We start from the raw sequence: 22,855 nt of genomic DNA, 5'->3' as shown, positions 1-22,855 counted from the left end.
AAGCGCTTCGGAAAGTCCGGCGCAACCGGTTTGCCTCCTGCAGGATGAAACCCGCGCCCAGGCTGGAGGCGACGATCCTGTCTGTGCCTGTCCGTATGATTTAGTCGGCTCCTTGCACATGCGTGAGGAAGGCGGGATAGTTCGCCGCGTGATTCACGGGGGAATTGCAGGCGATGGACGCGGGTTTTGCGATCAATGTCGGGTTGCCGGCGACGCTGGTCATCATCATGCTGGGACTGGGGCTCTCGCTAAGGGTCGAGAACTTCCTGCAGGTGATCGCGAGGCCGTGGCCGCTGATCGTCGGCCTGTGCTGTCAGCTTCTCCTCCTCCCTGCGGTTTGCTTCGCCATCCTCAGCGTTTCCGATCTGCCGGTCTCGATCGCCGTGGGGATGATGCTTCTGGCGGCCAGTCCTGGCGGCACGACGGCGGCGCTCTACACGCATCTCGCGCGCGGCGACGTGGCGCTGAGCCTGACATTCGCGGCCGCAACCTCCGTTCTCGCCCTGCTCAGCCTGCCGCTGATCGCCAACCTCTCGCTGGCGCATTTCGTCGGCGAGGAACGCGCGGTCGGGCTGCAGATCACGCAGGTGCTGCAGATCTTCGCCATCGCCCTCGTGCCGGCGATCACCGGCGCCATGATCCGCAGCCGACGCCCGGCGCTCGCCCAGCGTCTCGACGGTCCCGTCAAGCTGCTTGCCTCGCTGTTCCTGATACTGGTCATCGTCTTCGCCCTGGTGAGCCATTGGGGCCTGCTGCTGCAATGGGGTCCGGCGATCGGCGCGACGGTCCTGATCTTCAACCTGCTGAGCCTGGCTCTCGGATACGCCGTGCCGAAACTGATCGGGATCGCCCGCCCGCAGGCGATCGCTCTGGCATTTTCGATCAGCATTCACAATGCGGCGCTGGTGATCACCGTCGCGCTGAGCGAGTTCATGCTGAACGAGCCGGAGATGGCGATTCCCTCGGGGCTCTACGGTGTGCTGGCCTATCTCACCAGCGCAGCCTTCGTCTGGCTGCTCAACCGCAGGCCGGTTCCGGCATCGAACTGAGAGGGATTTCGTTGGTGAGCGCACAGGGGCTCGAACCCTGGACCTACAGATTAAAGGTCACCTTCCGGGGCACCCCGCCCGGGTTGCGTTTCGAAAACAATGGCAGGTCTCCTGCTCACGGCTCGCCGCGGTACTGCGCCTTCCCGGATTCTGTTGATCCAGTGGCATATGCAGGCCGCTTGCCGTTCACAGTTTGCGGGGGCAGTCACGGGATAGGCGCCATACAGCTAGGCCGCACCGTGTTCCCTTTTAATCCCATCGGCGATGAGCCTTCGGGAGCCATTTCGTCGTCAACATCATCGGCAATATGGTGCATGTCAAGCATGCACGGCGAGAACAACTCATGTTTTCAGGTGCGCTGGGCATTCGACTTCCTCAGCATGGCTTTTTTACTTGGAGCCACTGTCAAGTTACCGGGGTTGTGAACGACATATTGCGGTGCGAGTTCCGGGCTCATTACGATGGCATCATGCGCGCGCCGCTGTTCCATAGCCCGAGCGGCATCCCACGTGGTTTACACGGCGATCATGACGGCGGTCACAGTGGCTGTTTCATCCCACGCAGCGCAATCCGGCTGCTGCTTCCCGCATGACGCGCGGCATTGCGGCGATGATCGTCGACTGATGGTTCTCGCCATCATACTCCACGAGAAGCGTTCTTGAGCCGATCCGCTCAATCTCGCGTGCAGCCTCATGCGACATGTCCAACATCATTTCGCAGACACCCGGTTCTCCGGGTATTTCCTCACCGCCGACACCGATGAAAACCCTCGTTTTCGGCCGGGATTGCGCTGACAGCCGTTTCAGTTCGTCGATAACCCTGCCATCGTCGAACCAAAGGGCCGGGCTGATGGCGGCGTGGAATATGAACATGTCGGGTCGCGTGGCATAGGCGTAAAGCGCGAACGTGCCGCCCAGCGACAGACCGCAGATGCCGCACGCCGTTCCGTCCACCGGATAGCGCTTTCCCAACGCCTCGATGAGGGGACCGGTCAGGAAATCCACGAAGGCGTCAGCGCCGCCCGGACGATGCCAGGGGAGACCCAGCGGAGAACGCCAGCTCGGATTGCGCAGGCGCGGCGCCAGATCCCAGGAGCGCCTGCGATGATCGAAGGGCAGACGGCCGGGATAGCCGATGCCCACGATCATGAAAGGGGTAACCGCGCTCACCTCCGGCCACGGCATCTGGAGACGCGCCGCATCGACCGCCACTCCGAACACCGCATTGGCATCCGTCACGAACAGCACCGGATAGCCCGATACCGGCGGATTTCCCGGCGGCACCGCCACGAAGATCCGGTGGTCGCCGCCCGGTCCCGTCGTGGTGAACTCGTGCGTTTCCGGCAGGGCGTATCCGCGCTTCACGTCGCGCAGCATGGGCTCGCGGGCATTTTCCGCGCGGCGTGAAACCCTCCATCGGCCGAATGACTGCATGTGTTGTTGAGCGGTCAGCTTCAGCATTCTGGTGATCATGGTGCAGCCGCCCCGTGGGCTTGGCGCGCCTGGATGATCGCCAACAGCGAAGCGGCGAAAGCCATGATGGCCGCCAACCAGAAAATGCCGTCATAACCGATCGTGCCGGCTACCTGCCCCGCACCGATGCCGCCGGCCATGAGGAACAGTGTGCGCAACGACGTCATGATGCCGATATCGGAAGCGGCCTGCTCCGGTGCCGCAAAGCGCATGTAGATTTGCCAATAGGCAATGGCGATGACCGAGGCCAGGACGACGGCCGCAATCGCAAGGGCCGCAGACGCGTAAGCGCTGGAAACCAAGCCACTTCCAAACAGCAGGAAAATTGACGCCTTCATGAAAAGCAGAGCGCAGAGCACCCGATGAACCGGAAATCGTTCCAGATAGCGAGCGGTGACAAAGGTTGCGGCCACGGTGATTGCCAGCGCGAGCGTGTTGAGCAGAAATGTCGCTCGGGCGGCGCTGTAGCCATTGTCGACAAGGTGCGCTGCAAGCAGCACGTCGACGCCCGTCGCCACGTCCGACATCAGCATCAGGCCCGCCAGCAGGCCGACGCCAGGGCGGGTGAAGAACTGCCTGAGCGCCCCGGCGATTCCGGCAGCGCTTCGCCGTTCTTCCCCTTCGAGCGGAATGCGAGGCGATGCCGCCTCCCGCTGGGTCAGCAGGAACGGCAGGCTCGCGGCAGCGATCAGGGCGACGATCGCCGCTATGGCCACGGTCCAAGACAGGAGGTCGGAAAGCGCCACGATCAGCGTCCCGCCGGTCATGGCTCCCGTAATCATGCCCCCGACCTGCGCCGCATTGAGCCGCGCGCGCCGCCGGTCGTCCGCCTCCACCGCCATGATCCATCGCGCGAGCACCATCTGGAGCGTCGCCCCCACGAAGGAGCAGACGACGCCGATGGCGAGAACGGGCCCGACGGAGGCCGATGGCGGGAAGAGGGCAAGCAGCGCGAAGACGCCGGCCATGATGAAGGGCAGATGGGCGATGCGGCCGAACACGGCGTTGAAGAAGGAGGGGCCGCCATCCAGATACGGACCCCACAACCATTTCAGCGCCCATGGCGCCCACACCAGATAGGCAAGCGCCACCATGTCCAGGCCGGCACCCGCCTCGCGAAGCAGGGCGGGCAATCCGATGGCGAAGAAGCTGGCCGGCAGCCCCTGCACCATGTTGATGCAGAAGACGGAAACGAGGCGGGCGCCCGTCACCATTTCAGGCTGGCGCCGACGCCGAACACCCGTCCGCGCCCCGCGATGACCGCCGTCACGTCCGGCGAGTATGCGGTCGCGTAGTAGACGGGCCGTTCATCGAGGAGGTTGTTGACGAAGGCGTTGACGCTCACCCGGTCGTTCTCCCAGCCGATCTTCGCGTTGACGATGTGATAGGCGTCCATCCGCAGGGAGTTCTGGACGTCCGGATACCGCTCGCCGACATACTGATAGCTGGCGTTGGCATAGAAATCGCCGCTCAGGCCGATGTCCTCGCCCGCCTTGCGATAGCCTAGCCCGAGATTGGCGGTCCATTGCGGAGCATGCGGCACCTGGTTGCCTTCGACGGGAATCGGCAGATTGGGCGTCGGCTGGCCTTCGAGACGGCTTCTCGTGTAGCCCACGCCCGCGCTGAGCTCGAAACCATGGCCGAGCTCGGCACTTGCCTGCAGTTCGAACCCGTAGCTCCGGTAGTCCTGGTTGGCGAAGAAGACCTGCGCGGTCGCGTTATCGAAACCGGTGAGCTGTCCGTCCGTCACATCGTTGTAGAACACGGCGCCGCTGAGGCTGATCGCGTCGGTCAGCTGCGCCTTCGTCCCGATCTCGTATGTCCAGCCCGTGGCAGGACGGAACGGTTCCGCCGGCGTGCCGTAGGCGGAGTTCTGCGCCGTGCGCTCGAAGCCGCCGGAAGAATATCCCCGCGCGACCGAGACATAGGACTTGATGCCGTCCGTCCACGCATAGGACAGCGCGGCGCGGCCGGTGAGATAGGTGTCCGAGAAGCTGTTTTCCTGATGGAAGGAGGGCTCGATGCCCGGTGTTCCATTCGAGACGAAACGTCCGGTGAAGTCCTGCCTGTCATGGGCGAGGCGCAGCCCGCCCGAGATCTCGAAACGGTTTCCGAGCGGCACGGTCACATCGCCGAAGACGGCGAAGGTCTGGCTGTTCACGTCGTTGTCGGTGGTGCCGTTGCTGGTCGGCCACATGCTGCTGTTCATCACGCGGTAGGTGTTGAAATCGGACCTGAGATAGCTGACGCCCGCAACCCAGTCCCAGTCGCTGCCTTCCGCCGAATTCAGCCTGAACTCCTGGCTGAAGATCTTCTCCCGTTCCCTGACCGACCCGACATCGTCGTTCGGGTCGATGAAGAAGCCCGGATCGACGCCCAGCAGCCGGCCGAAGATGTAGCTGTCCGTGAACTCGTCGGAGGAGCGGATGCGGATGTCCTGATAGGAGGTGACGGATGTCAGCGACAGCGTATCGAAATCCTTCGTCACCTTCACCGTGCCCTGGGCGATGTCGCGGTCGTTGACCGGTCTTACGTCGCTGCCGCTGACCGGAAAGTCGGGATGCTCCTTCAGGAGCCAGATCACCTTGTTGCGGTCGTCGCTGGAATAGCTTCCCGTCACGTCGATCGTCAGGGTGGCATCCGGCGTGAAGCGCAGCGAGCCGCGCCCAGCCTTGAGATCGACGCCGCCTTCCTCGCCGCCGATGATGCCGTTGGGCACATCGCCAGCGAAGGTCTGATAGAAGAGCGCGCCGCGCCCGGCGACGGAGTCCGGAATGAGCCAGCCCCCCGCGACGGCCTCGGCCTGGCCGAAACCGTCGGAGCCGATCTGCGTGTCGATGCGGAACTCGCGCTCCCCGTCGGCTTCGCGCGGCACGACATTGATGAGACCGCCGAGCGCGTTGCGGCCGAACAGGGTTCCCTGCGGTCCGCGCAGCACCTCGACGCGATCGATGTCGAACAGCGGCTGGCCATAGCCGAAGGCGCTGGTCGGCACGCCGTCGATGGCGAAGCCGACCGTGCTGTCGAGAGAGTTGAGCGGCGATCCGAGCGGGCCGACGCCGCGCAGCGTTCCGTAGCGGTCGCTGGGCCGGGCGAAGTCTGCATAATTGAGGTTCGGCGACTGGCGGGAAATGTCGCCACCCGGATCGAGCGTGGTCGCCGGCAGGTTCTCGCCTGGAAGCACGCTGGTGCTTACGGGAACGTCGAGGTCGAGCTCGAGGCGCTTGCGCGCGGTGATGGTGATCGCGTCGAGCAATGTGCTTCCGGCCTCGCCCACCACGGGTTGTTCCCGTTCGTCGGTTCGTGTTTCCTGGGCAAGAGCCGGTCCGGTGGAGACCGAAAGGAGCAGCGCCAGGAACGACACGCCGCGCTTCAGGATGGAAGAGGAAATGGAAGTCAAGGAACTGCCCCGCCAACGCCTAACATGAGTGAGTGCATCAGCTTTTACAGCGCGTGTCGCCAGGTGTCTCGCGGGCAACTGTCGCCAGACGAAATCCGATTGTCGCGAAACGCAACGATTGGCGGTGCCTGCATCCGATCCCTACCCCTCTGAAGTGGGGGAATGGCCGAAATGCCTTCTGTATGCGGCCGAGAAGGCGGAGGCGCTGGCATAGCCGACGGAATGCCCGATCTCGCCGACGGAGCCTGTCCGCTCCTGGAGCATCATGCGGGCAACCTCGAGCCGCCGACGCTGCACATAGCCCAGAATGGTCGTTCCGAGGGACTGTCTGAACAGGCGCTGGAGCGTGGTGACGTTCGTGCCCACCTCACGCGCCAGTTCCACCGTCGTCGGCAGGCAAACGAGATCCGCGTCGAGTTTCTCGCACGCCAGCATCAGAATGCGGCGGTGGCGTGCCGGTATGGTCTGCGCGCGCTGCCGGCCGTCGATGAGTGCCCCCACTTCCACCACCATCGCCAGCGTGCTGCTTTCGAGAAAAAGCGCTTCCATCTCGTTCACGAAGGCGTTGTTGATGCTGGCGGCGGCCATCCGGCTCAATTGCGGTGAGGGTCGCAGCCGGTCCGTGCGAAAGTCCGAGCGGAAAAAGCCCTGCAGTGCGGCGAGCCCGTCCTCGGCGACGGTCTCGCCGAAACGCTCGAAGAAGGTCGGCCGCAGCGAAAATCCACCCATGGCGCAGCGCTGGCCGCAACGCCATTTCACGGAGCATTCCCCCGTCGTGCCGAAGCCGAACAAAACCGGCTGATGCTGTATCTGTGTGACCGGGTCGTGCCCCGGGACCCGCATGGGGTTGGCGGCCCCCTCGAGCAGCAGGCCGCAGGTCAGGGAGACGCCCACCTCGAACTCGACCGCCCGGTCCTGCAGATAGGTGAGGTCGTAGCCGGTGGCATAGAGACCCGGACTGACCTCGGCGCCAAGCAAACGGCCCTCGAAGAGCGCGTCGCTCGCCGGCGTTTGGCGCGCGGTTTCGTTGGCGCACGCCTTGAGCCGCGTCGAGAAACGCAGGGCGTTGCCCATAAGGTCGTTCAAGGAGTATCGATGCGGTTCTGCCGGCACGAAACGAAACTTCCCGGATCACGTTCACGCAATGCCGACGGGTATGCGCTTCGATAAGGACATGGTGGGATTGCCGAAAACCATAACCTGCCGCCCGCAAGCAGACAATAGAGCGTATCGGGAAGTGCTGCGCACGGCCCCTTAGCTGCTGTTCTTCGCCAAGGGCTTCAGGGCGCCGGGTTTTCCCATTGGGTTGCAGCTTTGCGAAGAAGCAAGCACGGCTGCATTGTGGAGGGTATAAAGTCCGGTGAACGCCAAATAGCATCCGTCGGTACGTCTTTGGGCAGGGCAATCATGCCTCTCCCTTGGAATTTCCAGAGGCAAGCAACTTTCATCGACGTTGACGGTGGCTCGACACATGCCGAGCTTCTCAGCCGCGATAAAACATGATATTTTAAGTCAAAATTAACTGAGCCAGCCGCTGTCGCCTACGATCGGCGCGGCCATGCGCAAGCCAAAAACATCTCTTGATCGTGAAAGGCGATCGGTATGGCTCTTGAGATAGCTCGAAGAGCATTCTTGATGAAATTTCCGATGCGAGCATCACCAAGTGTACAAGAATATTCATTCTGAGCGTCGCGTTGCAGGAAGCATCTCCTATGACGATCTCGCACATCATTTCGAAACCTCCAGGGTAGTCGAACCAGTCTCGACGCGTGTGACAGCGAGTGCGTCACTTTATGCGCGTGGCAGCTACTGGATTGAGCCGCTGCGACCATCACTGGACCTCACAGGATGCGCTCTTGAGTATCTTGACAGTGAGAAGGTCATCTCGTCCCACAGTCCAAATCTCTTCGTCGGGCTCCTTCTGGAGGGCGAGCACACGGGGTTCGTCGATGGAAAGCGGGTTGTGGCAAACCGTATCGGCGTGCCGACGTTCTTTGCTGCCGGCGATCAGATCGAAGCCAGCTCCATCCAGAGCGCGGGTCAGGTTTGCAAAATGACGGGATTTCACGTGGGCGCAGACCTCATTGCGCAACTCGCCGAGGAAGCGAAACTGCCAGGCTACGACAGGATCGTCGAGGCGTTTCGAACCGGTTTCATCTGGCAGGAGCTTGACGATCGACCGATGTTGAGAGCGCATCTCATGCAAATGGCGGATAACCCCTATAACGGGATTCTCGGTCGCCTTTACGCAGAAAGTCATGCTCTTGCGGCGCTCGTGGAAATTGCATCCATATCCCGTCAGGAACGCAGCCCATTTCCCAGTCTTACCCGCACTCATAGAGAGCGCGTCGAACATGCGACCGCCCTGTTGAACGAGGGGTTGGCGAATCCGCCTTCCGTCCCGGAAATAGCCAGAATAGTGGGGATGAACGAGACGGGTCTGAGGCGTAGTTTCAAGGCGCTTTATGGCATGACGATCATGGAGTATCTGCGTGAACGCCGGCTGGAAGTCGCGCGGGCGCTCCTGCGGGAACGAAACATGAGCGTTTCGGAAATCGCCTACAGGATCGGTTTCAACAACCCCGCCAATTTCGCAACTGCATATCGTCGGCGATTTGGCTGCTCTCCCTCACAGGATTTTAACGATTCCAAGTAAGCTCGGCGCGCAAAGGAAATAGTTCGACCGGCAAAAGTCGCGCTCGTGGAAGGGACTCGGCGCTGTTGCTATGAAATCTTCAGTTTGAAGATTGAAGGTTCACGGTGTTCCATTCCAAAATGTTCGGGGCAGAGCATGTCCGAGGCGACGGGCGAAGAACGGCCTGTCGTCGTCGAGCACGGCTGGCAAAGCAACTGAGAAGCGGCCTTCTCACGACCGCCTATGGCCGGTGCCGATGATCTCCGGATCAAGTGCAGCTCGCCGTGAGCACGGTTCACTGCCTCTGACGTTCTGCATTGGCGTCGGCGCGGTCTACGCGGCGGCGGCCGTGCCTCTGTTCTTTATCTACAACATTCTGCCCGCCGCTTTGCGCCAGGCCGGGCATCCTCCCGAAATCGCCAACCTCGTTTTTCTCGCCTATCTACCTTTCGCGCTCCGGGTCGCATGGGCGCCCGCGGTTGCGCGTTTGGGGCGCGGCGACATGCGCGTCTTCCGCAGGGTGGCGCTCTGCAGCCTCGTCGGAGCGATCCTCCTGACCGCCGCCCTGAACGCATTCGACCCGGCCAGCGCGCCACTCGTGATAACCGCGCTTGCGACACTCGTCATCGGCTGCGTCTCGACGGCGGCGGTGGCGCTGGACGGCTATCTGCTGAGCGGTTTCACGCCGGAGGAACGCCGGCGCAGCGCGCCCTTCCAGGGCGTTGGGCTGGCCCTCGGCGGATTGGTGCTTGGCCTTACCGTCATGATCGGAGGCGATCTCGGCTGGCGCGCCATCGTGGTGCTCCTGATCGCCATGACATCACTGCTCACCCTTCCGGCCCTGTTGCTGCCCTCCGGCGGCACGGAGCACGGACGGTTCGAGCGGGCCGAAACGAGGCTTTCCGGCCTGTGGAGCTTTCTTACGAGCGCGCCGGCAAGACGGATCCTCCTCCTTTCGCTCCTCGTGCGGGCGGGACTGGGACTGGCAGGCGGGATGCTTCCCGTCCTCCAAGTGGATGCGGGTCTCAGCCTCGGCCAGATCGGCATGCTCGCCGCGATCGGTTCGAACGGTACCGGAATCGCTGCCTCGGTGTTCGTCGGCCTGGCGCTGGCCCGGCTCGGCGCCTGGCAGGTGGCGAGCGCCTCTGCGGTGCTCGCGGCCGTTGCGATGGGCGCTTTCGCCTTCTCGGACATTGCCGGCTCGGCGGGCGGGATCGTGCTGATCTCGCTCGTTACCATGGGCCTCAGCTACATGTTCTTCGTCATCTTTCGCGCGCTCGTCCTGCCCATCTGCTCGGGGCGGGGAAGCACGGTCCAGGCTTCGGCCTTCGCCAGCATCGATGCCCTGATCGCGACATTCTTCGCCATCGGCGCCGGCGGGCTGCTTTCCGCCGGCGGGGCAAGCCTCGTGCTTGCGATCACCGCCGTCCTCTGTGCCGCAAGCGGTGCCTTCGCCTGGCGGGTGCATTCCCGGACCGGCGAACCAACAGATCATGAGAAATCCGGAGTCATGCAACCATGAAGCGACGCCCGCACCATTCTTCAGGCATATCGGCACTGTTGGCGACGACGGCGCTGGCGGGGAGCCTGCTCGCTCCTGCCGCCATCGCCCAGGAAGGCGACCGGCAGCTTCGCTTCGACGACAGCACGCTGCTGGACCAGATCGTCGTGACGGCGCGCCGCAGGGACGAAGCATTGCGCGACGTTCCGCTCGCGGTCGACGTACAGACCGGGGAGCAGTTGAGCGAGCGGGGCGCTCATGACGCGCCGGCGGTGCTGCGCGAGGTTCCGGGCGTCTATATGCCGGGCTATGGCGACCGTACCACGTCCTACGTCATCATGCGCGGCATCGGGCCGATCCTCCAGCCCCTGAGCCCCGACGACAGTTCGGTCATCACCTTCGTTGATGGGACGCCTCTGCCGGCGGCCTCGTCCAATAGCGCCTATCTCGACCTGGAGCGCGTCGAGGTCATCAAGGGGCCGCAGAGCACGCTCTTCGGCCGCAACACCTCCGGCGGCGCGATCAATTTGGTGCCGGTCATGCCCGGCGACACGTTCGAGGGATATCTGCGCGGCGAGATCGGCACGGAGCGGCACCGCATTCTCGAGGGCGCGGCGGGCGGGCCATTGATCGCGGACACGTTGGGCGCGCGCGTGGCGTTCCGACTGAAGGGCATAGACGGGTATATCGACAATGCGGCCGGCCCGGAACTCGGCGCGCAGCACAGCGCCGTCGGCCGGCTGACGCTCCGGCTCACGCCGAGCGACCAGACGAGCTGGACCGTGAGTGCCAGCGCCGAAAGCGCGCGCGGCACGCCGCCCTTCGCGATGCTCAAGGGGGACGGCTTCCCCATCCTGGCGTCGCAGAACCTGTCGGACGAGTCGGTGAGGAATTATGCAAGCCAGTCGAAGTTCGAGCATGAGTTCGAGCGCTTCACCTTCACCTCGCAGACCTCCTACAATGTGAACCAGTCGCATCTCACCTATGACGGCGTCGACGGGTTTCTCGGCAACAGGATCTCGGGCGTTCCCGTCGAGTTCTTCAGGAACCCCGCGATCAATTTCTTCGACTGGGACATTGAGCAGAGCCGTTTCACCCAGGAATTCCGCCTGAACTCGGCGCCGGGAGAGACAGTGCAGTGGATCGCCGGCGCCACCTACTACCGCGACGAAGCGGACGTGGATTCGACGATCAAGGTCTTCGCCTATGGCCCAGCGGCGGCCGGACGCAGCACATTCAACCAGGTGACCACGGGACAGGCGGTCTTCGGCGAGGCGACCTACCCGATCACGGAAAAGCTCAAGGCTTCGCTCGGCGGCCGCTACACCTGGGAGCAGAAGAAGTATGCCAGCCGATACGAAAGCGACGGAACGGAGCCACTCGCCATCGACCAGTTCGACGAGAGCGGCAGGAGAAACTACAATTTCTGGACCGGCCGCGCCTCCGTCTCCTATGACTGGACCGACGAGTTCATGTCCTATGCCTCCATCGCGCGGGGCTACAAGAGCGGCGGATATGGCACGTTCAACCAGATGAACTGGCAGGGCATACCGCGGGCGCCCTACGAATCGTCGTCGTCCATTTCCTACGAAGCCGGCGCACGCGGCACGTTCCTGGATTCCCGCCTGAACTTCTCTGCGGCGGCCTTCTACAACGACGTCAGCAAGGAGCAGATCCTTGCATTCCATCCGACCACGTTCCAGCCCATGTCGCTCAATCTCGACACTCGGAGCTATGGGCTGGAAGTCGATGGTTCCTATGAGGTGACCGACAACTGGTCGATCGCCGCCGGCCTGACCTATACGTCGACGGAGATCGGCAACGTTTCGGCCGCCGTCGCGGCATCGCAACGGGGCCTGAAGGATGGAAACCGGCTGCCGTACGTGCCGACATGGGCCGGGCGGGCATCGCTCAGCTACCGCTCGTCGCTCGATGCGCTGGGCTTCGCGAACGCCGCCGATCTCGGACTTTCGGCGCGGCTCGGATACAATTTCGTCGGATCGCGCTATTCGGACGCCGGCAACCTGTCGAGGCTGGACCCCGTGCACCTTATCTCCGCGCGGGTAGCCCTGGAGTGGGACAATGGCGAGGTTTACATCTTCGGCGAGAACCTGCTCAACAAGCGCTACGTTACGACCGCCCAGCCTTACGGCCAAAGCCTGGTGACGGGAAACGAGGTTTTCGGCGCGAGCTACTCGCGTGGCGCGACGATCGGCATCGGAGCGGCGGTGAAATTCTGATCCTGCCGAACACAGCCCGCGCCGTCCGGCGCGGGCGCTCCAGCAGCAGCACCAAAAAAGAAACATCTTGTTGCAAATTGGGTCGAAGCACGCTAGCAAACATGACCTTTTTCTTCATGAAAAGAGAGGCACATGGTTGCGCTTGCCGAGGGATCGAATGACGCGGAGCCGGAACGAAACGCCGAAGAGCGGCCGGATTTCTTCGCCAGCCTGAAACTGCTGCTGCGCTATGGCGACGGAACGCGGCATCTTCTTGTCGTGGCGGCGCTTCTGGCAACGCTTGCGGTGGTGCTTGAACTGGTGCCTGTGTGGATGGTCTGGCGTCTTGTCGTGGCGCTCATCGATGGCACGACCGGTCCCGGATTGTTCGTCAGCCATGCGCTGATTTCGCTTGTCGCTGTGGTTGCCGGCACGGCCCTGATGGGCATCGCCATGGGCATGTCGCATGTCGCGGCCTTCCGCCTCATCCACGCCCTGCGCATCGCGCTGGCACGGCACCTCGCGCGGCTGCCAATGGGCTGGTTCGCGGGCCGGCGTTCGGGCCGTGCGAAAAAGCTGATCGTCGATGAACCGGAGCGGCTGGAAGCTCTGGTCGCGCACGGCCTGCCGGAAGGCATTTCGGGGCTGGCCACCTGGATTGCGGTGACGATCTGGCTTTTCGTCGTGGACTGGCGAATGGCGATTGCCTCCATTATTCTGACGCCACTCGCCTTTGCGCTGATGGTCATCGCAATGGGGCGCTCGTCCAGCCTGATTGGACAATACCAGAAACTGTCCGAGCGGCTGAACGGCGCGGTGGTCGAGTATCTGGCCGGCATGGCCGTGGTGAAGATATTCAACCGGACCGGCGAAAGCCTGAGCGAGACGGTGCGCGCCGTGCGCGACTACACCGACATCGAAACCCGCATGGCGCGTCAGTTCGTGCCGCTCGGCGCGTTGTTCTACACGCTGGTCGTGGCGAACATCACGATCATTCTGCCGGCCGGAATGGGCATGATGGCGATGGGATGGATCGACCTGCCGACGCTCGCTTTCTTCGTGATCCTCGGCGCGAACTACAGCCAGCCTCTGCTGAAGCTCTTCAACCTGTTTCACAACATGGCGCATATCTCCATGGCGTCGACGCTGATAGACAGTGTTCTGGAAACGCCGGAGCAGCCCGACACAGGCGCACGAACTCCCCTCAAGAACCGCGACATCGTCTTTGAGAATGTCCGCTTTGGCTACGCCGATCACGATGTTCTGCACGGTATCGGCTTCACTGCGCGCGACGGTGAACTGACAGCGCTGGTGGGTCCATCCGGATCCGGCAAGTCCACGGTGGCGGGACTTATACCGCGCCTGCACGATGTCGGCGCGGGCCGCATAACCATGGGGGGTGTGGACATTCGCGAGATCGGGCTGGAACAGTTGATGGGAGACATTGCCTTTGTCTTCCAGGACACGTTCCTGTTCACCGGGACCATCGCCGAGAACATACGCTTTGGAAAGGCGCAGGCGGACGAAGAGGAACTGCATGCGGCAGCGCGTGCCGCCCGTGCGCACGACTTCATAACGGCGCTTCCCGAAGGCTATGAAACGCGGCTGCGAGAGGGGGGCGCGTCGCTTTCCGGTGGTGAGCGGCAACGCATCGCCATTGCCCGCGCGATCTTGAAGGATGCGCCGATCATCGTTCTGGACGAAGCAACGGCATTCGCCGATCCCGACAGCGAGGCAGCAATTCAGGAGGCGTTGAACGAACTCTCCAGAGGGCGAATGCTGATCGTCGTTGCCCACCGTCTGCATACGATCATGAACGCGGATCGCATTGTCGTTCTGGATGAGGGCCGGGTCGCCGAGACCGGAAAACATGAGACGCTGATCGCCGAAGGCGGGCTCTATGCCCGGCTTTGGGCGGATTATACGGCGGCGCAGGCCATATCGCTGCGCGACAGGGAGCAGGAGCCCGCGCAATGAGCATTGCCGCATCACGGGATGAAGCCACGCACGAAGACCGTTCGGATATCGAAAGCCTGCGTCGCGCATGGCATCTGGCGGAGCCACTCAAGGGCCGGGTGGCGCGCGGCGTGGCCTATCGTTTTGCGCAGAGCATGATGCTCGGCCTGAGTTTCGGTGTGGTGATCTGGGTCGTGATCGGGCTTGCCGAGGGAGAGGCTCTGACGGGGATCTGGATCGCGCAGGCCTTCGGCCTCATGGCGCTTTCCCTCGCCGGGCAATTGATGTTCGGATATCTGTCGGTCAGGAATTCCTGGCTCTCCTCCTATGAGGTTGCGGGACATCTGCGTCTGCGCATTCTGGAAAAACTCCGGCATCTGCCTCTGGGGTTCCATCAGGCCCGTCATCGGGGCGATACGGTCACCGTTCTGACCAGCGACATGCAGATGCTCGAAAGCTTCTTTTCCGACGGTCTTCCGCGCATCGCACAGGCGCTTGGGCTGCCGGCGGCGATTTTCATCGTCTTGCTGACGCGCGACTGGGCCGTCGCGCTTGCGACGGCGGCTTCCATCGCCGTTGCGCTTCCAGTCTTCGTCGGCACGTCGCGCCGGCTTTCGAAACTCGGCCTCAGCCGGCAGGACAAACAGGCCGAGGCCGGCGCGCGGATGATCGAGTTCGTGCAGGGCCTTCCGGTGATCCGCGCCTTTAACCGCATGGCGCAAGGGCAGGACGATTTCCGTCGCGCCATCGACGATTTCCGCGACATCTCGATCCAGATGGTGCTGCAACTGACCCTGCCCATGGCGCTGTTTGGTATGATCGTCATGCTTGGTGCGCCGCTGGTGATCTGGGTAACGGGCCTGCGGACGGAGGCGCAACTGATGGAGCAGGGCGCTGCCATCACCGGGCTCATCCTGCTGTTTTCCATGTATGGTCCGCTTCTGGCGCTTCTGGGCGTCATGGAAACCGTGCGCATGGCCGATGCCTCCCTCGTGCGGATGGACCGCATCCTTTCCTCACCGGACCAGCCGGAACCCGCCGACCTGAAACCGCAGGGCCACGCGGTGCGGTTCGATGCGGTGAATTTTTCCTATGATCCCGCAAAACCGGTGCTGCGGGATGTCTCATTCGAGGTTCCCGAACGCTCGATGACGGCCATTGTTGGCCCGTCCGGTTCCGGCAAGAGCACCGTCCTCAGTCTCATTTCGCGGTTCTGGGATGCGAATGAAGGGCGGATCACCATCGGCGGGGCCGATGTGACACGGATCGGCGAGGCAGGCCTGTCCGATCTCGTCACGGTGGTGTTCCAGCAGGTCTATCTCTTCGCCGGCAGTATCCGCGAGAACATCGCCATGGGCAAACCCGGAGCGAGTGAGGCGGAAATCGAGGAAGCGGCGAGGGCGGCGCAGGCGCACGACTTCATCACCCGCCTGCCGAACGGCTATGACACGGAGGTTGGCGAGGGTGGCGCAGCGCTTTCGGGCGGCGAACGCCAGCGTGTGGCGATCGCCAGGGCGATCCTCAAGGACGCACCCGTGGTTTTGATGGATGAGGCGACGGCTGCCATCGATCCGACCAACGAGCGTGCAATCCAGACGGCGCTTGCCCGGCTGGTCGAAGGGCGCACGCTCATTGTCGTGGCGCACAAGCTTTCGACGATCCAGGCGGCGGACCAGATACTCGTTCTGGATGACGGGCACATCGTGGAACGCGGCCGGCATGAAGAGCTTCTGTCCGGGAAGGGGCTCTATGCCCGGCTCTGGAGCCATCGCGCCCGCGCCGCCGGTTGGAAACTCGGATGAGGGTGTTGGCGGACGGTTGAGGTTTGGGGCAGGTCTGCGCTAGCAGACAGAGACATCTCAAGATCCCGACCCCAAGGGGAGCGATCAGTCACCATCGCCAGCAATGTCACTCCTTCGACAATGGCGATTGACGAAATCGTCCGCGACGGAAATCCTTCTTTCCGCCGGAGGCGCCTGACAAGGCAGGGGCGAAGGGACGCAGAAATCGAAGCGCAATAACAGGCTCCGACCATGACTGACTCTTCCTCGACAGAAAAACGCGCGCCGGAGCGTGCCGCTCGGCGCGGGCGGCCTCCACGCATTTCGCGCGAGCGCATTGCGCGGGGTGCGCTGGAACTCGGTGTCGACCGGGTCACGGTGACCTCGCTTGCAGCGCATCTCGGCGTCGATCACTCCTCGCTCTACCGCCATGTGAAAAGCCACAGCGAGATCATCGCGCTGGCGAGCGACCTTGCCATTGACGAACTGGACTGGCGCGCCGCGGAAGGCGCCAGCTGGCGCGAGGAACTGATCGCGCTTACCGATGGTGTCTGGGCGCTTTATGAGCGCCATCCGGGATTGGCTGAGGCTTTTCGTTCCGTGGAATTCGCGCCGCAGGCCGGTATCCGCTCCTTCGCTGAGGCGGTGGCCCGGTTGCGGAACCATGGGTTTTCGCTCGAAGAATCGATGCTTGCCGTCGATACGCTGGTCGACATGGCGGGCGACTGTTTCCTCGGCTGGCGGGCCATGGCGCGGCCGGACAGGGAGGGCAGGGCGCACACCGCCTCGATAATCGAGACATGGAAAGAAGCAGCGAAAAACCACACGGAAGACGCTGCGGCGATTCAGGGCATGGTTGCCGTCATCGAGGGCGGCGCGCGGCCATGGTGGGAGAGGAAGCGCGACCTCGTCCTTGCAGGGCTTGCGGCCATGCGGTCGAGCAATTCCGACGACCCATACTGAGCCATAGTGTTGCACGGATAAGAGCTCCACCAGGAGTGAACTCTGGCGACAGTATCTCTCGTGCCCGCATTCGAACCGGGCGCGGCCGGGTTCGAACGCGAGGCACGAGGCGCTTCATCCACGAACTACAATGGCTCAGAAGCGCAAGTTTACACCGCCTTCTAGTCTTCCCCCCTGAAAAGTGGTCCTCCGTGAATTAGGCTATTGAGCCTTGAAGAGGGCATTGGAGTGCCCCAGAAAAAGTACAAGCCTGAAGAGATCGTCGCGAAGCTGCGCCAGGTTGATGTTCTGTTGTCGCAAGGAGGAGGAAGATCGGTTGGCGAAGCGGTTCGCTCGATCGGCGTGACGCAGGTTACGTATTATCGCTGGCGCAGGGAGTTTGGTGGCCTGAAGGGCGATCAGGTGAAGCGCCTGAAGGAGCTCGAGAAAGAGGACGACCGGCTGCGCAAGGCGGTGTCGGACCTGACGCTTGAGAAGCTGATCCTCAAGGAGGCTGCTTCGGGAAACTTCTGAGCCCCGCCCGCCGTCGGCGCCGTGTCGACCATGTCATGTCGAAGTTCTCCATCTCGGAGCGCTTTGCCTGCAAGGTTCTCGGCCAGCATCGCTCGACCCAGCGCAAGCAGCCGTATGGCCGATCGGATGAGGAGGCATTGACCACCGACATCATCGGGCTCGCCGCACGTTACGGTCACTGTGGCTATCATCGGATCACGGCGATGCTGCGGTCCGAGGGCTGGAAGGTGAACGCCAGACGTATCGAGCGCATCTGGCGGCGGGAGGGGCTGAAGGTTCTCCAGAAGCAACCGAAGAAAGACCGGCTCTGGCTGAATGACGGATCGTGCCTCCGGCTTCGGCCTGCTCACCCCAACCATGTCTGGTCCTATGACTTTGTCGAGGGCCGGACCCACAATGGCAGGAAGTTCCGCAGGCTCAACTCGACCGACGTCATCGACGTCCTGTCGGCCCCGTTCATCCTGCGCGGTGTGCCGGGCCATGTTCGTTCCGACAATGGCCCGGAGTTCATCGCCAAAGTGGTGCGCGAGTGGATCGCCGCTGTCGGCGCAAAGACCGCGTTCATCGAGCCGGGCAGCCCGTGGGAGAACGGCTACTGCGAGAGCTTCAACTCAAAGCTTCGTGACGAACTGCTCAACGGCGAGATCTTCCACAGCCTCGCCGAAGCCAAGGTCATCATTGAGGCATGGAGACGCCACTACAATACCGAGCGGCCGCACTCATCGCTCTGCTACAAACTGCCCGACACAAACAATTGATTTTATATATTTTTTGGTGAGCGCGCAGGGGCTCGAACCCTGGACCTACTGATTAAAAGTCAGTTGCTCTACCAACTGAGCTACGCGCTCCCGGCGGGGCGTTGCCGACCGCGGAAAGTGCGCGGAACATAGAGAGAGGCTTGTCGGCGGTCAACCGCAAAACCGCCGATGCTCCGCCGCTTTTTGAACTCTCCGCCATCGGCGCCCCGCGGCACGTCGCGACCACATGCCACGGAAAGGTGATTGGCGCCGGGATTTGCCTTTGCGTATAGGGAACCGCCTTGGTCTCCGAACAGGTCCCGGAGAGGGAATGTTTCTAGAATCAAACCCTTAGGAAATGAAATATGGCGGTTGATGTTGGTTATCTGAGTGCCCTGGGGGCGGGCGCCCTGTCGTTTCTGTCCCCTTGCGTGCTGCCGCTCGTGCCGCCCTATCTCTGTTACATGGCCGGTGTCTCCGTCGAGGAGTTTCAGGGCCAGAAGCAGGCGGAGCAGGCTTCCTCCGGCCTGAACGGAACGCGTCTGGCACTGTTCTCCGCCTCGTTCGCCTTCGTCCTGGGCTTTACCACCGTCTTCGTCCTGCTCGGCGCCGGCGCATCCTCCATCGGCGCCGTCCTGCGCGCGTGGCAGAACGAGTTGGCGATCGTGGCCGGCGTCGTGATCATCCTGATGGGGCTGAATTTCCTCGGCATCCTGCGCATTCCCTTCCTGTCCCGCGAGGCGCGCTTTCAGGCCGGCGGCAAGCCGGCGACAAAGCTCGGCGCCTATGTCATGGGCCTCGCCTTCGCCTTCGGCTGGACGCCGTGCATCGGTCCGGTCCTGGGGCCGATCCTGACACTCGCCGGCGGGCGCGAGACGGTCACCGACGGGGCGATCCTGCTGGCGGTCTATTCGCTCGGCCTCGGCATCCCGTTCCTGATCGCCGCGCTGTTTTCGGGCAGCTTCATGCGTTTCCTGTCGCGCTTCCGCATGCATCTCGGCCGTGTCGAGAAGGTCATGGGCGGGCTGCTGGTTCTGGCGGGCGTTCTTTTTCTCACCGGCGGCATGCAATCGATGGCGTTCTGGCTGCTCGAGACCTTTCCGGCCCTCGGCAGGCTCGGTTGACGCTGCGGCATTGGAGCATGGCTCCGGCAATGCTAAACAGGGCCGATTCTGAACCGCAACGCGCCTTCATCACAGGTCTTCATCCATGAGCGAACGCAGCTGCCTTTCCGTCATTCTCGCCGCGGGCGAGGGGACGCGCATGAAGAGCGCCGTGCCAAAAGTCCTGCACAGGATCGCCGGGCTGGAAATGCTGGCGCATGTGACGCATGCGCTGGAGGAGGCCGGAAGCGGCGATACGGCGCTCGTCGTCGGTCACGGGGCCGATGCGGTAACGGAAGCCGCCCGGGCTTTCGCGCCCCATGCGGAGAGCTTCATCCAGTCCGAGAGACTGGGGACAGGCCACGCGGTTCTGGCCGCACGCGCGGCGATTGCCCGCGGCTATGACGACATACTGGTCACATTCGGCGACACCCCGCTGATCTCCGTCGATGCCCTTCGCGCCATGCGCGACGGGCTTTCGACGGGCGCGGATGTGGTCGTGATGGGCTTTCGCACCGACCGGCCGACGGGTTACGGGCGCCTGATCGAGAAGGGCGATGCGCTGGTCGCGATCCGCGAGGAGAAGGATTGCACGGACGAGGAGCGCCGCATCACCTTCTGCAATGGCGGCGCCATGGCGATCGCCGGCGCAAGGGCGCTGGCGCTGCTCGACGCGGTCGGCAACGACAATGCCAAGGGCGAATATTATCTGACGGACATCGTCGAGATCGCCGCCGGGCAGGGCATGGCCGTGCGCGCCATCGAGGCGGGCTTCGAAAGCGCGCTCGGCATCAACAACCGCGCCGAGCTGGCGGAGGCCGAGGTCATCTGGCAGCGCCGCCGCAGGCGTGAGGTCATGCTCGACGGGGTGACGATGATTGCGCCCGACACCGTATTCTTCGCCCACGATACGCGGATCGGCCGCGATACGGTGCTGGAACCCAACATCTTCTTCGGACCGGGCGTTTCGCTGGGCGAGGGCGTCATCATCCATGCGAACAGCCACATCGAGCAGGCGCGCGTTGAGGACGGCGCGTCGGTCGGTCCTTTCGCACGGCTGCGTCCGGGAGCCGAGATCATGCAGGGCGCCAAGATCGGCAATTTCGTCGAGATCAAGAAGGCGCGCGTCGAACCGGGCGCCAAGGTGCCGCATCTGTCCTATATCGGCGACGCGCGCATCGGCGCCAGGGCGAATATCGGCGCAGGCACGATCACCTGCAACTATGACGGCTTCCTGAAACACTTCACCGATGTCGAGCCGGGCGCCTTCGTCGGCACGAATTCGTCGCTCGTCGCGCCCGTCACCATCGGCGCGGGCGCCTATGTCGCCTCGGGCAGCGTCATCACCGAATCGGTGCCCGCCGATGCCCTGGCTTTCGGCCGCGCGCGGCAGTCGATCCGCGAGGGTTTCGGCAAGCGGCTGCGCGACCGGCTTGCCGCGCTGAAGGCGAAGAAGTAGGACGCGTCGGCGCATCCGCGCCGTGTCGATTCAAGGGGATAGCCTTGCATCTCCATGCATCGCGTACGGCGCGTTAACGCTGAAATGGACTGAAAGACTTGTTGATTTCTACCCGTCGCATGGCCGCTCTAGAAGGTCGGCGAGACCGGGTTGGGAAAATGGTGGGAGGCTAGGGCAATCCTATGTGCGGAATCGTCGGCATTGTCGGGCACACGCCCGTCGCTCCATTGATCGTCGATGCGCTGAAGCGCCTTGAATATCGCGGCTATGATTCGGCGGGTGTCGCCACGATCGAGCAGGGGCATCTGGCCCGCCGCCGCGCCGAGGGGAAGCTGGTCAATCTGGAGCGCCGTCTGGGCGAGGAACCGCTCGGCGGCCTGATCGGCATCGGCCACACGCGCTGGGCGACCCATGGCGTGCCCAACGAGACCAACGCCCATCCCCATTTCGCCGAAGACGTGGCCATCGTTCACAACGGCATCATCGAGAATTTCGCCGAATTGCGCGAGGAACTGTCGAACGAGGGCTTCGCTTTCGCCTCGCAGACGGACACCGAGGTGGTCGCCCATCTGATCGCCCGCGAGCTGCGCGCCGGCAAGGCGCCCGGCGATGCCGCCTTCGCCGCCCTGAAGCGGCTGCGCGGCGCCTTCGCACTGGCCATCATGTTCCGTGGCGATGAGGACCTGATCGTCGGCGCCCGCAACGGCCCGCCGCTGGCGGTCGGCCATGGCGACGGCGAGATGTATCTCGGATCCGACGCCATCGCGCTCGCGCCCTTCACCAATGCCATCACCTATCTGGAGGACGGCGACTGGGTGGTGGTGCGTCGCTCGGGCATCGAGATCTTCGACATGGACGGCGCACCTGTGGCGCGCCAGCGGCAGCAATCCATCGGCACAAGCATGATGGTCGACAAGGGCAATCACCGCCATTTCATGGAGAAGGAAATCCATGAGCAGCCGGAGGTGATTTCGCACACGCTGGCGCATTATCTGGATTTCAGCGCCGGGACCGTCGGGAATTTCGACCTGCCGTTCGACTTCGCCGGCATCGAGCGCATGGCCATCTCGGCCTGCGGCACCGCCTATCTGGCCGGGCTGATCTCGAAATACTGGTTCGAGCGCTATGCCCGCCTGCCGGTCGACATCGACATCGCGTCCGAGTTCCGCTACCGCGAGATGCCGCTGCCGAAGAACAGCGCTGCCCTGTTCGTCTCGCAGTCCGGGGAGACGGCGGACACGCTCGCCTCGCTGCGCTACTGCCGCAGCGCCGGCGTGCCGATCGGCGCCATCGTCAATGTCCGCGAATCGACCATCGCCCGCGAGAGTGACGGCATCTTCCCGACGCTTGCCGGTCCGGAGATCGGCGTCGCCTCCACCAAGGCCTTCACCTGCCAGCTCTCCGTTCTGGCCTCGCTGGCGCTGAAGGCGGCCAAGGCGCGCGGCACCATCTCGGCGGAGCAGGAGCGCGATTTCGTCCGCCAGCTCTCGGAAGCCCCGCGCTATGCCGCGCAGGCGCTGAAGCTCAGCGAGCGGATCGAGGCGGTGGCGCGCGAGCTCTCCCATGTGCGGCACGTGCTCTATCTCGGCCGCGACACCAGCTATCCGCTCGCCATGGAAGGCGCGCTGAAACTCAAGGAAATCTCCTACATCCATGCCGAGGGCTATGCGGCGGGCGAATTGAAGCACGGGCCGATCGCCCTGATCGACGAGCAGATGCCCGTCATCGTCATCGCGCCCTATGACCGCATCTTCGAGAAGACCGTGTCCAACATGCAGGAAGTGGCGGCGCGCGGCGGCCGGATCATCCTGATCACGGATCGGGAAGGGGCCGCCAAGGCGACGCTGAAGACGCTCGAGACCATCGTCATGCCGGACGTGCCCGAATTCGTGGCGCCGATCGCCTATGCGCTGCCGGTCCAGCTCCTTGCCTATCACACGGCCGTCATCATGGGCACCGACGTCGACCAGCCGCGCAATCTGGCGAAGTCCGTCACGGTCGAATAGGCCGCAAATTCGCCACAGACCGAACCGAAACACTATTCTATTCTGAAACCCGGTGGACTAA

The 22,855-nt window shown here is 63.3% G+C and carries 14 protein-coding genes, 1 tRNA gene, 1 pseudogene and 1 riboswitch; of the genes and pseudogenes, 11 read left to right on the top strand and 5 right to left on the bottom strand.

The window, feature by feature from the left end; all coding sequences use genetic code 11:
• Positions 1–173: 173 nt before the first annotated feature.
• On the top strand, positions 174–1,049 hold the full coding sequence (locus NA2_RS17545; protein ID WP_008598414.1) for a bile acid:sodium symporter family protein: 876 nt from the start codon (positions 174–176) through the stop codon (positions 1,047–1,049).
• Positions 1,050–1,133: 84 nt separating this feature from the next.
• Positions 1,134–1,348, bottom strand: a riboswitch (cobalamin riboswitch).
• A gap of 252 nt (positions 1,349–1,600) precedes the next feature.
• Here NA2_RS17545 and NA2_RS17540 read toward each other — a convergent pair.
• The 4 genes from NA2_RS17540 to NA2_RS17525 form a co-directional block, all read right to left on the bottom strand.
• Positions 1,601–2,509, bottom strand: coding sequence for an alpha/beta hydrolase (locus NA2_RS17540; protein WP_244423672.1), 909 nt, complete (start codon positions 2,507–2,509; stop codon positions 1,601–1,603).
• Between the two features lie 8 nt (positions 2,510–2,517).
• Positions 2,518–3,735, bottom strand: a complete 1,218-nt coding sequence (locus NA2_RS17535; RefSeq protein WP_008598412.1) for an MFS transporter — start codon at positions 3,733–3,735, stop codon at positions 2,518–2,520.
• Positions 3,729–5,921 (bottom strand): TonB-dependent receptor, encoded by a 2,193-nt coding sequence (locus NA2_RS17530; protein WP_008598411.1) that lies wholly within the window; start codon positions 5,919–5,921, stop codon positions 3,729–3,731. The genes NA2_RS17535 and NA2_RS17530 overlap by 7 nt, the downstream gene beginning before the upstream one ends.
• A gap of 141 nt (positions 5,922–6,062) precedes the next feature.
• The gene (locus tag NA2_RS17525; protein WP_244423671.1) at positions 6,063–7,007 is read right to left on the bottom strand and encodes a helix-turn-helix transcriptional regulator; all 945 of its coding nucleotides are present in this window, start codon (positions 7,005–7,007) and stop codon (positions 6,063–6,065) included.
• 577 nt (positions 7,008–7,584) lie between these two features.
• Between NA2_RS17525 and NA2_RS21615 the strand changes: the two genes are divergently transcribed.
• The 7 genes and pseudogenes from NA2_RS21615 (at position 7,585) to NA2_RS21610 (ending at position 18,247) form a co-directional block, all read left to right on the top strand.
• Positions 7,585–8,577: a helix-turn-helix transcriptional regulator gene (locus NA2_RS21615; protein WP_157188290.1), complete on the top strand. Its 993-nt coding sequence runs from the start codon at positions 7,585–7,587 to the stop codon at positions 8,575–8,577.
• Positions 8,578–8,905: 328 nt separating this feature from the next.
• Entirely contained in the window at positions 8,906–10,078 is a 1,173-nt protein-coding gene (locus NA2_RS17515) for an MFS transporter (RefSeq protein WP_157188289.1), read from the top strand.
• Positions 10,075–12,297: a TonB-dependent receptor gene (locus NA2_RS21305; RefSeq protein ID WP_081582718.1), complete on the top strand. Its 2,223-nt coding sequence runs from the start codon at positions 10,075–10,077 to the stop codon at positions 12,295–12,297. Before NA2_RS17515 ends, NA2_RS21305 begins: the two co-directional genes overlap by 4 nt.
• Positions 12,298–12,429: 132 nt before the next feature.
• Positions 12,430–14,253, top strand: coding sequence for an ABC transporter ATP-binding protein (locus NA2_RS17505; protein WP_008598406.1), 1,824 nt, complete (start codon positions 12,430–12,432; stop codon positions 14,251–14,253).
• Positions 14,250–16,034, top strand: coding sequence for an ABC transporter ATP-binding protein (locus tag NA2_RS17500; RefSeq protein ID WP_008598405.1), 1,785 nt, complete (start codon positions 14,250–14,252; stop codon positions 16,032–16,034). Before NA2_RS17505 ends, NA2_RS17500 begins: the two co-directional genes overlap by 4 nt.
• 231 nt (positions 16,035–16,265) lie before the next feature.
• Positions 16,266–16,976, top strand: a complete 711-nt coding sequence (locus NA2_RS17495) for a TetR/AcrR family transcriptional regulator (protein WP_040678409.1) — start codon at positions 16,266–16,268, stop codon at positions 16,974–16,976.
• Between the two features lie 228 nt (positions 16,977–17,204).
• Positions 17,205–18,247 (top strand): annotated as a pseudogene (locus tag NA2_RS21610) (integrase core domain-containing protein).
• A 14-nt stretch (positions 18,248–18,261) separates the two neighbouring features.
• Here NA2_RS21610 and NA2_RS17480 read toward each other — a convergent pair.
• Positions 18,262–18,337: transfer RNA gene (locus NA2_RS17480), tRNA-Lys, on the bottom strand.
• A 254-nt stretch (positions 18,338–18,591) separates the two neighbouring features.
• Here NA2_RS17480 and NA2_RS17475 point away from each other — a divergent pair.
• The 3 genes from NA2_RS17475 (at position 18,592) to glmS (ending at position 22,794) form a co-directional block, all read left to right on the top strand.
• Positions 18,592–19,350 carry a cytochrome c biogenesis CcdA family protein gene (locus NA2_RS17475; protein WP_008598401.1) on the top strand — a complete coding sequence of 253 codons (759 nt, stop codon included), beginning with the start codon at positions 18,592–18,594 and terminating at the stop codon, positions 19,348–19,350.
• Between the two features lie 85 nt (positions 19,351–19,435).
• Positions 19,436–20,788, top strand: a complete 1,353-nt coding sequence (gene glmU / locus NA2_RS17470; protein ID WP_008598400.1) for a bifunctional UDP-N-acetylglucosamine diphosphorylase/glucosamine-1-phosphate N-acetyltransferase GlmU — start codon at positions 19,436–19,438, stop codon at positions 20,786–20,788.
• A 182-nt stretch (positions 20,789–20,970) separates the two neighbouring features.
• Positions 20,971–22,794: a glutamine--fructose-6-phosphate transaminase (isomerizing) gene (glmS, locus tag NA2_RS17465; RefSeq protein WP_008598399.1), complete on the top strand. Its 1,824-nt coding sequence runs from the start codon at positions 20,971–20,973 to the stop codon at positions 22,792–22,794.
• The last annotated feature ends 61 nt before the right edge of the window (positions 22,795–22,855 follow it).

Origin of the sequence: Nitratireductor pacificus pht-3B, from assembly GCF_000300335.1 — a bacterium.
Classification (GTDB): domain Bacteria; phylum Pseudomonadota; class Alphaproteobacteria; order Rhizobiales; family Rhizobiaceae; genus Nitratireductor; species Nitratireductor pacificus.
The sequence above is the reverse complement of the archived record's forward strand: the minus strand, read 5'-3'. Positions and strand labels throughout refer to the sequence as shown.

What these genes read in the sequence shown, in the direction of transcription:
- NA2_RS17545 (WP_008598414.1), top strand. Translation starts at nt 174, where the DNA reads ATGGACGCGGGTTTTGCGATCAATGTCGGGTTGCCGGCGACGCTGGTC.
- NA2_RS17540 (WP_244423672.1), bottom strand. Translation starts at nt 2,509, where the DNA reads ATGCTGAAGCTGACCGCTCAACAACACATGCAGTCATTCGGCCGATGG.
- NA2_RS17535 (WP_008598412.1), bottom strand. Translation starts at nt 3,735, where the DNA reads ATGGTGACGGGCGCCCGCCTCGTTTCCGTCTTCTGCATCAACATGGTG.
- NA2_RS21305 (WP_081582718.1), top strand. Translation starts at nt 10,075, where the DNA reads ATGAAGCGACGCCCGCACCATTCTTCAGGCATATCGGCACTGTTGGCG.
- NA2_RS17505 (WP_008598406.1), top strand. Translation starts at nt 12,430, where the DNA reads ATGGTTGCGCTTGCCGAGGGATCGAATGACGCGGAGCCGGAACGAAAC.
- NA2_RS17500 (WP_008598405.1), top strand. Translation starts at nt 14,250, where the DNA reads ATGAGCATTGCCGCATCACGGGATGAAGCCACGCACGAAGACCGTTCG.
- NA2_RS17495 (WP_040678409.1), top strand. Translation starts at nt 16,266, where the DNA reads ATGACTGACTCTTCCTCGACAGAAAAACGCGCGCCGGAGCGTGCCGCT.
- NA2_RS17475 (WP_008598401.1), top strand. Translation starts at nt 18,592, where the DNA reads ATGGCGGTTGATGTTGGTTATCTGAGTGCCCTGGGGGCGGGCGCCCTG.
- glmU (WP_008598400.1), top strand. Translation starts at nt 19,436, where the DNA reads ATGAGCGAACGCAGCTGCCTTTCCGTCATTCTCGCCGCGGGCGAGGGG.
- glmS (WP_008598399.1), top strand. Translation starts at nt 20,971, where the DNA reads ATGTGCGGAATCGTCGGCATTGTCGGGCACACGCCCGTCGCTCCATTG.